The organism is Streptomyces sp. NPDC053427 (assembly GCF_044544985.1).
Classification (GTDB): Bacteria; Actinomycetota; Actinomycetes; order Streptomycetales; family Streptomycetaceae; genus Streptomyces.
The window spans coordinates 59760-73568 of record NZ_JBITYA010000012.1; the positions used below are offsets into that span (position 1 = coordinate 59760).

The 13809-nt window shown below is 74.1% G+C and carries 9 protein-coding genes; 8 read left to right on the forward strand and 1 reads right to left on the reverse strand.

Annotated elements, in window-relative coordinates:
• The first annotated feature begins 28 nt into the window (after window positions 1–28).
• The 3 genes from ACIGWZ_RS30285 (at window position 29) to ACIGWZ_RS30295 (ending at window position 3785) form a co-directional block, all read left to right on the forward strand.
• Window positions 29–1111 carry an ABC transporter ATP-binding protein gene (locus ACIGWZ_RS30285; protein WP_400070110.1) on the forward strand — a complete coding sequence of 361 codons (1083 nt, stop codon included), beginning with the start codon at window positions 29–31 and terminating at the stop codon, window positions 1109–1111.
• 29 nt (window positions 1112–1140) lie between these two features.
• Window positions 1141–2202, forward strand: coding sequence for an ABC transporter ATP-binding protein (locus ACIGWZ_RS30290; RefSeq protein WP_400070111.1), 1062 nt, complete (start codon window positions 1141–1143; stop codon window positions 2200–2202).
• Window positions 2203–2360: 158 nt separating this feature from the next.
• Window positions 2361–3785: a M1 family metallopeptidase gene (locus ACIGWZ_RS30295; RefSeq protein ID WP_400069908.1), complete on the forward strand. Its 1425-nt coding sequence runs from the start codon at window positions 2361–2363 to the stop codon at window positions 3783–3785.
• Between the two features lie 175 nt (window positions 3786–3960).
• Here ACIGWZ_RS30295 and ACIGWZ_RS30300 read toward each other — a convergent pair whose 3' ends face one another.
• Window positions 3961–4605, reverse strand: coding sequence for a trimeric intracellular cation channel family protein (locus ACIGWZ_RS30300; RefSeq protein ID WP_400069909.1), 645 nt, complete (start codon window positions 4603–4605; stop codon window positions 3961–3963).
• Window positions 4606–4700: 95 nt separating this feature from the next.
• Between ACIGWZ_RS30300 and ACIGWZ_RS30305 the strand changes: the two genes are divergently transcribed.
• The 5 genes from ACIGWZ_RS30305 to ACIGWZ_RS30325 all read left to right on the forward strand — a co-directional run bounded on the left by ACIGWZ_RS30305 (window position 4701) and on the right by ACIGWZ_RS30325 (window position 13769).
• Window positions 4701–5549 (forward strand): thioesterase family protein, encoded by an 849-nt coding sequence (locus ACIGWZ_RS30305; protein ID WP_400069910.1) that lies wholly within the window; start codon window positions 4701–4703, stop codon window positions 5547–5549.
• Window positions 5550–5658: 109 nt separating this feature from the next.
• Window positions 5659–6090 carry a CU044_2847 family protein gene (locus ACIGWZ_RS30310; RefSeq protein WP_400069911.1) on the forward strand — a complete coding sequence of 144 codons (432 nt, stop codon included), beginning with the start codon at window positions 5659–5661 and terminating at the stop codon, window positions 6088–6090.
• Window positions 6087–8255 (forward strand): trypsin-like peptidase domain-containing protein, encoded by a 2169-nt coding sequence (locus ACIGWZ_RS30315; RefSeq protein ID WP_400069912.1) that lies wholly within the window; start codon window positions 6087–6089, stop codon window positions 8253–8255. The genes ACIGWZ_RS30310 and ACIGWZ_RS30315 overlap by 4 nt, the downstream gene beginning before the upstream one ends.
• A 67-nt stretch (window positions 8256–8322) precedes the next feature.
• On the forward strand, window positions 8323–9336 hold the full coding sequence (locus tag ACIGWZ_RS30320) for an AAA family ATPase (protein WP_400069913.1): 1014 nt from the start codon (window positions 8323–8325) through the stop codon (window positions 9334–9336).
• Window positions 9333–13769, forward strand: a complete 4437-nt coding sequence (locus tag ACIGWZ_RS30325) for an SAV_2336 N-terminal domain-related protein (protein ID WP_400069914.1) — start codon at window positions 9333–9335, stop codon at window positions 13767–13769. The genes ACIGWZ_RS30320 and ACIGWZ_RS30325 overlap by 4 nt, the downstream gene beginning before the upstream one ends.
• Window positions 13770–13809: the final 40 nt, after the last annotated feature.

Here is a 13809-nt window from a genome sequence, read left to right on the forward strand (position 1 = left end):
CACGGCCCAGAAGGCCGCCGCCACGGCCGTGACCGAGCCCAAGGCCGAGCCCGCCGCCGACACCCCCCAGAAGTCCTCCGCCTTCCTCGAAGTGCGGGACCTCAAGGTGCACTTCCCCACCGACGACGGCCTGGTGAAGTCCGTCGACGGGCTGACCTTCAGCCTGGAGAAGGGCAAGACGCTCGGCATCGTCGGCGAGTCCGGGTCCGGCAAGTCCGTGACCTCGCTCGCCGTCATGGGCCTGCACCGGGCCTCGCGCCAGCAGCGCAGCAAGGTGACGATGTCCGGCGAGATCTGGCTGGACGGCAAGGAACTGGTCGGCGCCGATCCGGACGAGGTGCGCCGGCTGCGCGGCCGCCAGATGGCGATGATCTTCCAGGATCCGCTCTCCGCGCTGCACCCCTTCTACTCGGTCGGCAAGCAGATCGTGGAGGCCTACCGCGTCCACAACGACGTCGACAAGAAGACCGCGCGCAAGCGGGCGATCGAGATGCTCGACCGGGTCGGCATCCCGCAGCCGGACAAGCGGGTGGACGACCATCCGCACCAGTTCTCCGGCGGTATGCGCCAGCGCGCCATGATCGCCATGGCGCTGGTCAACAACCCCGAGCTGCTGATCGCCGACGAGCCGACCACCGCCCTGGACGTCACCGTCCAGGCGCAGATCCTGGATCTGATCCGCGATCTGCAGAAGGAGTTCGGCTCGGCGGTCGTCATCATCACCCACGACCTGGGCGTGGTGGCCGAGCTGGCCGACGACCTGCTGGTGATGTACGGCGGCCGGTGTGTGGAGCGGGGCCCCGCGGACAAGGTCTTCTCCGCGCCCCAGCACCCGTACACCTGGGGCCTGCTGGGCTCCATGCCGCGGATCGACCGCGACCAGACCGAGCGGCTGATCCCCGTCAAGGGCTCGCCGCCCAGCCTGATCAACGTGCCGTCCGGCTGTGCCTTCAACCCCCGTTGCCCGTACGCGGACGTCCCCAAGGACAACCTCACCCGCACGGTGCGCCCCGAACTGCGCCAGGTCGACGGCGGGCACTTCTCCGCCTGCCACATGGCGCCGGAGGAGCGGGAGCGTATCTGGACCGAAGAGATTGCGCCGAAGCTGTGACCGAGACGACTGACGAGCAGAACAAGAAGATCCCGCGCCAGAAGGAGACGGAGCCCCCGGCGGAGACGTCGTCGGAGGCCGAGCCCCTGCTGCGCGTCCGCGGCCTGGTCCGTCACTTCCCGATCACCAAGGGCCTGCTCAAGCGCCAGGTCGGGGCCGTGCAGGCGGTCGACGGCATCGACTTCGACGTGCGGCCCGGGGAAACGCTCGGTGTCGTCGGCGAGTCCGGCTGCGGCAAGTCGACGATGGGCCGGCTGATCACCCGGCTCGACGAGCCGACCGGCGGCTCCATCGAGTTCCAGGGCAAGGACATCACGCATCTGTCCCCGGGCAAGCTGCGTCCGATGCGCCGCGACGTCCAGATGATCTTCCAGGACCCGTACGGTTCGCTGAACCCGCGGCACACCATCGGCGGCATCGTCTCCACCCCCTTCCGCCTCCAGGGGATCGAACCCGAGGGCGGCGTGAAGAAGGAGGTGCAGCGGCTGCTGGAGCTGGTGGGCCTGAGCCCGGAGCACTACAACCGCTATCCGCACGAGTTCTCCGGCGGCCAGCGCCAGCGCATCGGTATCGCCCGGGCGCTGGCGCTCAAGCCGAAGCTGGTGGTCGCCGACGAGCCGGTCTCGGCGCTGGACGTCTCCATCCAGGCGCAGGTCGTCAACCTCATGGACGACCTCCAGGAGGAGCTGGGCCTGACGTACGTCATCATCGCCCACGACCTCTCGGTCATCCGCCACGTCTCGGACCGGATCGCGGTCATGTACCTCGGCAAGATCGTGGAGCTCAGCGACCGCAAGTCGCTCTACGAGTCGCCGATGCACCCGTACACCAAGGCGCTGCTGTCCGCCGTGCCGGTGCCCGATCCCAAGCGGCGCACCCAGCGCGACCGGATCCTGCTCAAGGGCGATGTGCCCTCGCCGATCAACCCGCCCTCCGGCTGCCGGTTCCGTACCCGCTGCTGGAAGGCGACCGAGGAGTGCACCACCACCGAGCCGCCGCTGGTCGCGCTGCGGACGGGGCATCAGGTGGCCTGCCACCACCCGGAGAACGCGTCGAGCGACCGTACGGAGAAGCAGCTCAGCGGCAAGTGAACGCCGCCTGAGCGCCAACTGAGCGGTAACTGCTGAGGAATTGGCAAAGTCCTGGGCAAAGCGGGGCGGGAGAGTGCAGAGTCGGCACGGTTGTTCATCATCCGTGTGTTCGAAGGATCGATTCACAGGTCCGATTCGAAGGTCCGAAGGGACGGCTCATGGCACTCTCCCGTTCTGTTCGTCGCAGCTCCCGCTGGCTCGCCCTCGCCACCGCGGTGGCCTCCGCCGCCACCATCGCCGCCGCACCCGCCGCCTCACCCGGCGCCCCCGGCATCGGCGACCCGTACTTCCCCGATCTGGGCAACGGCGGTTTCGACGCCCTCCATTACGACCTCGGCGTCAGCTACCACCCCGATTCGGGCCGCCTCGACGGCCGTACGACCCTCACCGCCAGGGCCACCCAGAACCTCTCCGCCTTCGACCTCGATCTTCAGCAGCTGACGGTCGACGCGGTCCGGGTGAACGGCCGGCGGGCCCACTTCGCCAGATCCGGCGACGAGATAGCGGTGACCCCCGACTTCCGGCTGGCCAAGGGCCGCAAGTTCACCGTCACCGTCGCCTACCACGGCGTCCCCAAGCCGCTGAGCGGCCCCATCGTCTTCGGCTCCGACTACGGCTGGATGAAGACCAAGGACGGCGTCTTCGTCGCCTGCGAGCCGAACGCGGCCTCGACGTGGTTCCCTTCCAGCGACCACCCGAGCGACAAGGCCACCTACGACATCCGCATCGACGCCCCCAAGGGCCTGACCGGCGTCTCCAACGGCCGGTTGATCGGCTCCGGCGAGGCGCACGGCCGCTCGTACGCCCATTGGCGCGAGGCCCGCCCGATGGCGACGTACCTGGCCACCGCCACCATCGGCAAGTTCGACGTCCGTACGGGCACCACCCCCGGCGGCACGCCCATCTACGTCGCCACCGATCCCACCCTGCCCACCGGCGAGGTCGACGTCTACGGCATCACCGCCGAGGCGACCGACTACTGGTCCAAGGTCTTCGGCCCCTACCCCTTCGAGGAGACCGGCGCGATCGTCGACGACATGCCGCAGGCGGGCTTCTCGCTCGAGGTGCAGTCCAAGCCGGTCTACTCCGCCGTACGCAACGAGACCACCATCGTCCATGAACTGGCGCACCAGTGGTTCGGCGACTCGGTGTCCGTCAAGCAGTGGAAGAACATCTGGCTCAACGAGGGCTTCGCGAGCTACGCGCAATGGCTGTGGGACGAGCACCGGGGCACCCGGAGCGCCCATGACGCCTTCCGCAAGCAGTACGCGGGCGTCCCCGCGGACAACGACTTCTGGAAGGTCAAGGTCGGCGATCCGCAGCGGGACACCATGTTCGCGAACGCGGTCTACAAGCGGGGCGCGATGACGCTGCAGGCGCTGCGCGAGCGGATCGGCGACAAGGCGTTCTTCAAGCTGCTCCCGGCCTGGACCTCCGCGCACCGTTACGGCACCGCGGAGACGTCGCAGTTCATCGCGCTCGCCGAGAAGATCTCCGGTCAGCAGCTGGACGATCTGTTCCACACCTGGCTCTACACGGACACCAGGCCGGCCCTGCCCGACGGCAAGCAGTCGCCCAAGTAGTTCTCCGAGCAGCCCCCGAGCAGCCCCCGAGCGGCCCCCGACCTGTCCCTCCCTCGGGAATACCCTCCCGCCCCGGCCACGTTGTGGCCCCGCAGGGGGCGCTCGCATCCCCTACGGGATCTGTTCGCCCACCCCTTAGTGGGGTCGCGCCAGTGGGCGTCTCGGTGGGGTCCCGTCAGTGGTCGTCCCGCCCGTCGTCCCGCCCGCCGCCCTTGCCGAGCTGCTGCGGCCGCGGCAGGTGCACGCCGAAGTACACCGCCCCCATGCGCAGGGCGAACACCACCCCCGCCGAGACCCCCGCGGCGGGGGTGGCCCCCACCCCGAGGTGGTCCAGCGCCAGGTAGCAGCAGGCGCCCGCGAGGGCCGCGATCGCGTATACGTCCTCGCGCAGCAGCAGCGGCGGGAACTCCCCGCACAGCACATCGCGGATGACCTCACCGGCGACCCCGGTCAGCACCGCCAGAATGATCACGGCCAGCGGCGTGACGTCCGCCTCGATGGCCGCGCGGGCCCCGATCACGGTGACCACGGCCAGCCCGATCGCGTCCACGACCAGCAGCGACTTGTGCGGCAGCTGCCAGAACCGCAGATAGATCATGGTGCCGACGCCGACGCAGATGATCAGCGTGAGCAGTACCCAGTCGTGCGTCCAGTACAGCGGCTGCCGGTTGAGGATCGTGTCCCGCAGCGTGCCGCCGGAGATCGATGCGGCGAAGGCGAGCACCAGGCCGCCGAAGGGGTCCATGTTGGCCCGGTAGGCGGCCAGCACCCCGCTCGCGGCGAACGCGGCGACGCCGACCAGATAGAGCACATGCAGCATGGCGGCATCATCGCAGGCCCGGAATGCCGCCCTCCGCCCGAGGTCGTCAAAACTGACACTACCGGTCGGTAACAAACCCGTGTAGCGTTCCCGGTATGGCAACGGTGACCATTGGTAACAGCGAGTTCGACCGCGATACGGCGGTCACGCGCCGCGCGCCCGGCGTCTACGACGCGCACCTCTCCGCCGGCTGGACGATCATCCAGGCGGTCAACGGCGGCTATCTGCTCGCCCTCATGGGCCGTGCGCTGGGCGACGCCCTCCCGCACCCCGACCCCTTCTCGGTCACCGCCCACTACCTGACGGCCTCCGTCCCCGGCCCCGCCGTCATCCGTACCGAGGTGGTCCGCACCGGCCGCACGATGTCGACCGGCACGGCCACCCTCGTGCAGTTCGCCGAGGACGGCACCGAGGTCGAGCGGCTGCGGGTGCTCGCCGCGTACGGCGACCTGGGCGCCCTGCCCGACGACGTCCGCACGACCGCCAAGCCGCCGGCCATCCCCCCGTACGAACACTGCCTGGGCGCCGACAGCGCACCCGACGGCCGCCCGGCGATCTCCGGGAGCACGGCCATCACCGACCGCCTCGCCCTCCGCCTCGACCCGACCACCGCCGGCTGGGCCGTCGGCGCGCCCTCGGGCAAGGGGGAGATGCGCGCCTGGTTCGGCCTCGCCGACGGCCGCGACCCCGACCCGCTCTCCCTCCTGCTGACCGTCGACGCCCTCCCGCCCACCGCCTTCGAAATCGGCCTGTCCGGCTGGGTCCCCACCGTCGAGCTCACCGCCCATATCCGCCACCGCCCGGCCCCGGGCCCGCTCCGGGTCGCCATCACCACCCGCAACCTGGCGGGCGGTTTCCTGGAGGAGGATGCCGAGGTCTGGGACTCCGAGGACCGACTGGTGGCCCAGTCGCGGCAGTTGGCGCGCACCGTGCTGCACGGCTGACGCCGCGGCAGGCGCCTGTTCTTTTCGCAGGTGGCCCCGGGTGCGGAAGCGCAAACTGTGACGTAAAAGAGCGCGCGGTGACGGTGCGGCCCGTGACAGACTGAATGTCATGGGGGACGTAGCGTTGAAGATGGACGACGGAACCGTCGTGTGGCTGCGGGCCGAGGAGCCGCCCGTCGAAGGGCGGTCGGACACGGTCCCCGGCCAACCTCCGCCCGCCGACGGGGAGCTGGAGCTGCCCGACGCCTACGGCTCCGCCCAGCCGGTCAGTGTGGACGCCCGGATGAGCCGGGCGCTGACCCGCGGCGGCGAGGCCCTGGAAGAGGCCCTGCGCCCGCTCGGCGGCGTCCTCGCCCAGATCCACCGCTCGATCTCCGGCGGCAGCCACCGCCCCGACGAGGTCACCGTGGAGTTCGGCGTCACGCTCGGCTCCGATCTGCGCCTGGGCGTCTTCTCCGGCAAGGGCGACGCGAGCTTCAAGGTCTCCGCCAAGTGGAACCTCGGCAGCGGCGCGGGTGACTCCGGCGGGACCACGCCGTGATCCCGGGCGCCGGTCCGGACACCCCGCTCCAGCTGTCCTTCGCCTCCGTACGGGACGGCGAGAGGCCCGTCGGGGCGGGCGTGCTGGTCGCCGAGCGACTGGTCCTGACCTGCGCCCATGTCGTCAACAGCGCGCTGGGCCGGGGCCGGTTCGACCAGGACACCCCCGGCCACGGCGACACGGTCACGCTCCGGCTGCCCCATGTCGCGCCCGCCCGCGATCTGACCGCCCGGGTCGTACGGGAGATGTGGGTGCCGCCGCGGGCCGGGGCGGCCGGGCGCGATCCGGTCGAGCCGGGACGGGTGCCGTACCACGGCGACCTCGCCGTACTGGAGCTGACCGACGCCCCGCCCGAGGGCGCCGAGCCCGCGCCGTTCCTCCAGCACAACTACGCGGGCGAGGTCATCGCCTTATGGGCCAGCGGCAATCCGCTGCCCACCCTGCGCGCCGTGCCCCGGGTCTCCGCGCCGCCCTGGATCGCGCTGGATGTGCTCGGCGGTGCCCAGGTCACCGAGGGCTTCAGCGGCGGGCCGCTGTGGGACCGCGAACGCCAGGCCGTGGTCGGGCTGGTAGTGGCCGTGCACCGCCCGCCCGGGACGGCCGCCGCTGGCGCGCAGCCGCCGACGATGTACGCCCTCAGCGTCCCGGCCATCGAGGCCGAACTCCCCGCGCTGCCGCCCTCGGCGGTGCCCACCGCCCGGCGCGGGGTGCAGCAGCTGCTCACCGCGCTGGAACGGGTCCTCAGGGGCCGCGAAGCGGTCCTGGCCTGCGAGGAACGGCTCGCCGCCCGCCTCGGCAGAGCCTCGGCGGGCCCGGCGGCCGACCTGGACCGGCTCGTCGGCCTGGCGGTGAGCGTCCGCCGGGGCCTGCCCGAACTCCTCGATCTCGTACGGGACTACGAGCCGCCGGCCGCCGCCCTCTATGACCGGCCCGCTCCCTACGGTGCCCGTGAGGACTGGGAACGGCTGCGCCGCGCCTCCCGCACGGTTCGCCCCGGCGAGTACCTGACCACCCGTCAGCGCCGCGACCTCTCCGGCCTGCTGGCCCACTGCACCCGCACGGACCCCCGCACCCTCCTGGAACGCGTCCTGCCGCACGCCCCGGAGCTGCCCGCCGTCACGGGCCTGGCCGACGCCATGGACGCCCTCGAAGGCTTCGGCTCCGCCGCCGGCGCGCCCGTACCGCCGCTGCTGCAAGGGGTCGTCCGGATCAGCGTCGAGGAGCGGGCGGCCGGCCCCTATCCCGCCGAGGACCTGGACGCCTGGGTCGAGCGGGTGGCCGCCCGGTCGGGGGTGGACGAGTCGGCGGTCAGCCAGTTCCGCGCCGACGTCGCGGCCGCCGCCGCTCCGGTCCGTACGGCCCTGCCCGGCCCCCTGGCCGCCGCCGCACCCGCCGCCCTCGCCCCGCGCGTCCAGGTGGAGCTGCTGCCCACCCCCACCGGCCGTCGCTTCACCTACCAGATCTGGACCTTCGCCGACGGCCAGTCGCACCGGCTCGCGCTGGTCCGGGACACCGAGACGGGCAGCGAGCAGGTGGTCGACGACATCCGCCGGGTGCTGCGCACCGAAGTCCGCGAGGACCCGGAGACCGCCCTGGTCGAGTACTTCCTGCCGTCCGCCTGGCTCGGCCTCGACGTCGACTCCTGGGAGTCGCCCGACAGCGACGAGGACGGCCCGTTCGCGCCCGGCATCACCCGCCGCGTGGTGGTCCGTACGACCGAACGCTCCCGGGAGAGCTACGCCGGCTGGAAACAGCGCACCGCCGCCCTCCCGCACGCCAAACGCCTCGTCCTCGACCACCGCCACACCGACCGCAAGGTGGCCCGCGCCCAGCTGGAGGTCCACCGCGACGCCGGGACGGTGATCGTGTGCTGCGCGCCGCACCACCAGGGCGCGCTGCTGCGGCAGTGCGTCCAGGCGGGCGTGCACACGGTGTTGTGGCACCGCGCCGAGCACGGCGAGCACATCGCCCAGGATCTGCTGGCCCTGGTGGACGGTACGGACCACACGGAGGTCCCCGAGGTGGTACGCCTGGAACGGGCCAAGGCGATGGCCGAGCCCGAGAGCGCCGGCCACCACGGCCGTAGGCTGTCCCTGCTCTACGACGCACCCGACCACCGGCCCCCGCAACTCGCCCCCGACGCCTGGGTGCTGACCCAGCCCTGACCGTCGGCGCGGCGGCCGCCCTACCGACCACGCCTGTGTGTGCAGCGATCGACGAGGAGAACGTGCGGTGACCGGACAGAGCGCAGCGGGCGCATACGACGACCCGGCGGCGGAGCCCGAGAAGTGGTGGGTGTTCCGCGGCCCGTCGGACCTCCCCGCCCCGCCGCCCTGGCGGCGTTTTCCGGCCACCGCGGCCGCGGCACCCCGCGCCCCGTACCTCCTGGAGCGCAACGAGATCTCCGTCGTCAACGCCGCCCTGCATCTGCACCGCCCCCTGCTGGTCACCGGCCGCCCCGGCGCCGGCAAGAGCTCGCTGGCCCGTGCCGTGGCCGAGGAGCTGGGCCTGGGGGACGTCCTGCGCTGGTCGGTCAACAGCCGCTCCACGCTCCAGGACGCCCTCTACCGCTATGACGCCGTGGGCCGGCTCCGGGAGGCCTCGCTGCGCCGCGAGCGGGAGGCGCCGCGCGGCTCCGGCCGCCGCCCCAGGGCCCGGCGCGCCGCCGCGTCCGGCGACATCGGCCAGTATCTGCGCCTGGGCCCGCTGGGCAGCGCCCTGGCGGCCGACCGTCCCCGCGTCCTGCTCGTCGACGAGCTCGACAAGGCCGACATCGATCTGCCCAACGACCTCCTGGTCGTCCTGGAGGAGGGCGAGTTCGAGATCCCGGAGCTGGCCCGGCTGCCCGAACACCAGCAGGAGGTGCCGGTCCTGCTGAGCGGAAGCCGCGAGCGGGTCACGGTCCACCGCGGGGTGGTGCGCTGCGCCCACTTCCCGATCGTCATCATGACCAGCAACGGTGAGCGGGACTTCCCGCCCGCCTTCATGCGCCGCTGCGTACGGCTGGACCTGCCGGAGCCGACCGGCGACCGGCTGCGCAAGATCATCGAACACAACCTGGGGGAGCGGGCGGTCGCCGCCGCCGAGGACCTCATCGAGGTCTTCCACCAGCTTTCCCGGACCCAGACCCTGGCCACCGACCAGCTCCTGGCCGCCGTCCATCTGCGCATCAGCGGCGCCGACCTGACCAAGGAAGAGCTGCTCGCCGCCGTCCTGCACCGCCTCGACGAGCCCCTGTCGCCATGATCGAGCGACTGCGGCAGGCGATGTCGACCGCCGGCTACGACCTCGCGGCCCCCGAACTCCTCGATGTGCTGTGGCTGGCGCGGGTGATGGAGGGGCCCGGGGCGCCGCGGGCGACCGGGCCCGGCGAGGACACCGCCGAGGGGGACGTCACCGGTACGGGCCGGGACGGCGAGGCGGCGGCCCGCCACCGCGGAACGGCGAGGGAATCCCCGGAGCCCCCCGGTGAGCTGTCGGATGCGGCCGAGGAGCGCCCCGAGCCCGCCTCGCCGCCCATCGGGCCGTCGTCCGTCGGGCCCTCCTCCGACGCGCCCGAGGACCCCGCCGACCCCGCCGACCCCGACGGGTCCGCCGAGCCGGTCCCGCCCGCCGGTCCGCCCCGCCGCGCCCTGTACGCCATGGGCAGCCAGGGCGGCGGGCCGGGCGCCGCCCGTGCCCGGCCCGCCCGCGTCCCCGGTGGGCGCGCGCTGCCCGACGCCCAGCAACTGGGCCGCGCGCTGCGCCCGCTGCGCCGTTCCAGGGACCACCCGCACCGCACCGTCACCGACGTCGAGGCCACCGTCCGGCTCGCCGCCGAGAGCGGCTTCCTCGATGTCGTCTGCCGCCCGGACCAGGAACGCCGCTGGTCGGCCGTGCTGCTGGTGGACAGTTCCCCGTCCCTGCAGGTGTGGGGCACGCTCGCCGCCGAAGTACGCGCGCTCCTCGTCCGCAGCACGGTCTTCCGCTCCGTCGCGGTCCAGGTCATCGACCCCCGGAACGTGGCCGCCCCGCTGCGCGGCCGGCGGCCCGCGCGGGCGTCGGTGACCTTCCTCCTCACCGACGGTACGAACCCGGAATGGCGCAGTCCGCAGGCCGTACGGGCGCTCCGCGCCTGGGGCCGCGGCGGCCCGGTGGCCGTACTGAACCCGCTGCCCCGGAGGCTGTGGCGCGGCACCGCCCTGGACGCCCGGCCCCGGCTCCTGGCCGCACCGGGCGAGTTCGACCCGGTAGGACGCCTCGTCGTCTGCGACGCCCTCGGCGGCGAGCGCGACCCGGACGCGGACGGCCTCCTTGCGCTGCCCGTCCTGCACCCCACCGCCTCCGCCCTGGCGCAGTGGGCCGGACTGCTCACCCGGCCCGGCGTCCCGCATCTGATCGAAACGGTGCTGCTGGACGAGGCGCCGCCGGCCACCACGCCGCCCCGGCCGCACGGCACCGCCGAGGAGTTGCTCACCCACTTCCGCGGAGCCTTCTCGCCCGAGGCGTACCGTCTCGCTGTCCGCCTCTCCGCGATCCGCCCCCTGACCACACCCCTGATGCAGCTGGTACGCGCCGCCACGATGCGCGACGCCGGCCCCACCCACGTCGCGGAGATCCTGCTCGGCGGCCTCCTGGAGCGCACCGACCACGCCCGGGACGCGGCCGCCGCGGGGACCGTGGGCCGCGCCCTGGGCCCGCCGCCACCGGGCCAACCGGTCCAGCCCGTCTACGACTTCCGCCCCGGCGTGCGCGAGCTGCTGTTCAGCGGTCTGGGCGCCGAACAGGCCGTGGAGGTCGTCGAGGCGGTCGGCCGCTCCCTGGAGCCGTACATGGGGCGGCTGCCGGACTTCCCCGTCCTGATGGGGGACGCGGCGGGGGAGCTGCGGCTGGATGCGTCGGCGCGGGCGTTCGCGGTGCTGGCCAGCCCGGTGCTGGAGAGGATGGGGGGTGTGGCACCGGACGGGCCGAACGGCGTGGTGCCCCGGCCGCGCCGTCCGGTGGCCCCGCCGCCGCTGCGCTTCGGGGTGCTGGGGCCGGTTCGCGCCTGGCGGGGGGAGACGCCGATCCCCCTGGGCGGGCCCGAGGAACAGGCGCTGCTGGCCTCGCTGTTGCTGCGGCCGGGGCACTCGGCCACCGCGGGCGCGCTGGCCGCCGGCATCTGGAGCGACCGCTCGCCGCGGGACGCCGCCGGGGCGCTGCATGCCTGCGCCACCCGGCTGCGCACGGCGCTCGGCGAGGACGTCCTGGTCGGGGAGCGGCCCGACGGGTACGGACTGCGGCTGCCCGGTGCCGGTGCGCCCGCCCTCGACCTCGATCTCGACCGGGCCGAGCGGCTGATCGCCCGCGCCCGTGCCGCCGAGGATCCGGCCGAGGCCCGCCGACTTTGCGACAGCGCGCTGGCGTTGTGGGACGGCGAACCGCTCGCCGGGCTCCCGGGGCCGTTCGTCGAGACGCACCGCAGGCGCCTGGAGCGGTGGCGCGGCGACCTCCTGGACGGTCGGTACCGCCCGCCCGCCCGGGACGGCTCCGCGCCGCCGCCCGCCCCCGAGTACTTCTTCGGCCGGACGGCGGAGATCGCCGAGCTGGTGGCGGGGCTGACGCGGACGGACGGCCCGACGCCGTGCTGGGCCCTCGACGGCCCGGCCGGCGCCGGCAAGACGGCGCTCGCGCTGCGGGTCGCGCAGGAGGTGGCGGAACACTTCCCGGACGGGCAGCTGTGGGTGGACCTGCGCGAGGGCGGGCCCGACGCCCTGGCGTACCACCGCTCCCTGCTGGCCGGGCGCCGCGTCCTCCTCGTACTGGACGACGCTCCCGACGACGAGGAGACGCTGGCCGCCCTTCTCCCGGAACCCGGGGCGCCGGCCGCCGGCGCCCTGCTGCTCACCCGCCGCCGCCCCCGGCACTTCGACGGGCTCACCGGCCGCCTCTCCCTGGTCGGGCCGACAGCCGCCGAGGCCCACCGCGCCCTGCCCGAGCACCTGCTGCTGCGGTGGTTCGATGCGCAGCTCACCCCCCTCGCGCGGCGCGCCTTCTGTCTCCTGGCGGTCCCGGAGGGCGCCGCCCTGTCGCTCCCGGCCGCGGCCGCGCTGCTCGATGCGACGGCGGACGAGGCCCGCGCCGGGCTCGCCGAGCTGCTGGCGATCGGCGCGCTGGAGCACACCGCTCCCGGCCACTACCGCTACGCCGGCGAACTCCGGTCCTTCGCCCGGGGAATCGCCGACAGCGAGCTGCCCGCGGCGCGCCGCGACGAGGTGCTGTCCGGCCTGCTGACCTGCTATCTGGCCATGGGCCGGCGGCTGCACGAGAGCCGGTACCCGGGGGAGCGGTGGCTCCGCGACCTGACCCCCGTCCCCTCCTCCGCCGGCGCCCGGGTCGAGGACTCCGGCCGGGCCCTCGCCGCCTGGGCCGACGAGACTCCCCACGTCCTCGCGCTCGTCCGCCAGCTGGCGGTGCGCGCCCCGCGGTACCTCCGGCCCGCCGCCGACCTCCTCCTGCTCGCCCAGGTGACGGCGGACTCCGGGGCGCTCTCCGCTGCGTTCGAGACGGCCGCCCGGACGGTGGCGGAGCGGGCCGCGACGCAGGGCGACGACCGGGCCGAAGGCCGGGCGCGGGCCGCCCTCGCCGAGGCGTACCTCGCACGGGGCAGATTCGCCGACGCGGAGCGCGAGGCGGGGCATGCGGACCGGCCGGCCCAGCGCTCCGGTGATCCGGTGACGTCGTTCCGCGCACCGTACGCGCGCGGCATCATCGCCCTCCACCAGGGGCGGCACGACGCCGCGGAGAGGTGCCTGACCGGGGTCTGGGAGCGCAGCCGCGACCGCGGTGACCAGGTGGGCGAGGCGGCCGCGCTGGCCGGGCTGGCCCGGCTCTGGGCGGCGGTCGGCAACGGCATCGACGCCGTGCTGTTCGCCGAGCGGAGCGTGAACATCCACCGCCGGGCCGGCGGTGGTTCGCCGCGCCTCGCGCACGGCCTGTACGCCCTGTCCGAGGCGCTGTCGGCGGCCGGCCGGCACGCCGATGCGCTCCGCGAGGCGTGCCAGGCGCTGCCCCTCTTCGAGGGGGACGGGCAGTATCTCTGGGCGGCCCGCACCCGCTGCCGTACGGCCGAGGCGACGGCCGCCCTGATCCGGCCCGGCGAGGCCGCGTCCGTCGCCCAGGACGCGGCGAAGCGGCTGCTGGTGCCGGGCGGTGAGCGGTGGCGGGCCGATGCGCTGGCCGTGCTGGGGCACGCCGAGACGGCCCTGGGCCGCACGCAGGGCGCCCAGGCGCACTGGCGCGACGCGCTCGCCGTCTACGAGGAGTTCGGCGCCCCGCAGGCCGCGGAGGTGAGGGCCCTGCTGCGCGAGGGGACGGGGCCGCCGGCGGCCGGTGCGGCCCGGCCGGGCGTATCGCGGACGGCGGAGACGGCGGCCACGGGCACGCTTCTGCGCGATCTGGCGGCGGCCGTCGGCACGCTCCGCGACCGGCTCCGCCCGGAGGCGGCCCACCAAGGGGCCCGTCTGGAGCGGATCGAGGCCGAACTCACCGCCCGGCTGGCCGACTTCCCCGCGGCGGGCCGCCCGTCGCGGGCCGACCTGGGGCGCCTGCGCGCGTCGCTGGACGACGCCGTTGCGGCTGCGGCAAGGGGCAGCGCGTCGGCCGGTGTGCGCGAGGCGGAGGCAGCGGTCCGGGACCTCGCCGCCCGCCTCGCTCCGTAACCGGCTCACGCCCCCGGCCCGGAAAGTCCGCCGGCTCCGC